Source organism: Desulfobacterium sp. N47 (genome assembly GCF_051233685.1).
Classification (GTDB): domain Bacteria; phylum Desulfobacterota; class Desulfobacteria; order Desulfobacterales; family RPRI01; genus RPRI01.
In genome coordinates this window covers 1-1,199 of the sequence record NZ_JBAMMY010000302.1, presented here as the reverse complement: position 1 = coordinate 1,199, position 1,199 = coordinate 1, and the positions used below count along the sequence as shown (strand labels likewise).

General features: G+C 44.3%; 1 protein-coding gene. It reads right to left on the bottom strand.

Annotated features, from left to right (window positions below; genetic code table 11):
- Nucleotides 1–425: 425 nt before the first annotated feature.
- Nucleotides 426–956, bottom strand: a complete 531-nt coding sequence (locus VXK47_RS19600; RefSeq protein ID WP_435550481.1) for a nucleotidyl transferase AbiEii/AbiGii toxin family protein — start codon at nt 954–956, stop codon at nt 426–428.
- Nucleotides 957–1,199: the final 243 nt, after the last annotated feature.

Genomic DNA, 1,199 nt, shown 5'->3' with positions numbered 1-1,199 from the left:
TGCGCTGAGAAAAGATGGTTACGTCTCCACTGCCCTGAACGATTGGCTGAAGTAATTAAAGGAGTCAAATTTGTGAATGGAATTGAAAAAAAATGGATCGCCGCCTAATTATTCCATACACAACTCTTGACTATAACTCTGTGCTTACCCTTGGTGGTAAGTTCGCCAAGAGCTTCACGTTCGTCTTTGGTCAGTGTTACGATATATTTTTTCATATTCAATCCTCCTTGGTTGATTATGAAATAATATTATCATACTATTTACGACATTGCAAGCATTACGAGACAATAGTGTTTTGGGCAACTTTTTCATAGGAATACTTCCTTGGAATACTTCCTTTTCTTTTTTGGGATGACGAACCGGCGGAGTTCACCGGCGCAGCGATTAGCGGAATCCGGTGCAACGACGAGGTTCGGACCATGCAATTATTGCTTATGAATGATTTCTTTTAAATCCACATCAAGTGATTCCCAAAGATGAGGATGGCTTTCTACTAACCGGGCAATATCACCGAGATCTTTGAGCTTTTTGCTTTGCCTTCTTTCCGCGTCTCGCCAAGCTTTGATTTTTCCCCGCAAGGTATCTTCCAAAGACGCTACGCGCATCAAAATTCCATGTATGTCTGCTGGAACAGACCGACTTGGGAAGTCTTTATAGAAATCTTCCGTGCTCAATTGGATGCTCACCTTAGAGTGACCGCGAAAATTAATAGACCATTGAAAGCGTTCCGATTTAAAGCCGGTTTCCTCAAGACATTTTGTCGCAAGTTCCACAGATTCCGCAGCGACCACAAAATCAACGTCTTGGGTGACCATGGGTTCATCAGCCCAATGATTCACCGCTACTCCTCCGATTGCGCACCATGCAAGGTCTGCCCGTTCCAGGCAATCAACCATGCGCATAACATCGTCAGTACCACCTGCCGTCTGCCAGTCATAAAATCTCTTTGGGGTCATGTTGTAATCCTTAAATGTGTCTTCTTCGTGCCGAACCGGCGGAAATAACCTGCGCCGCCACCGTTTGGGCATAAAGTCCGTAAGTTATCGGGGGAATTTAGGTGACGTCCTTAACTTTTTAACTTCCTGCTCTGGCTTGTCAACTATGCTTTATGATTTGGGTGTGCGACAAATTTATGGGTAACGATTTCAGATTGCGGCCCGATGTTCCCAAAAATCTTCCCAACGGTTGCTTAGAATACT

Bases quoted from the DNA above. Each gene is read 5' to 3' on its own strand.
- VXK47_RS19600 (WP_435550481.1), bottom strand. From the start codon at position 956: ATGACCCCAAAGAGATTTTATGACTGGCAGACGGCAGGTGGTACTGAC.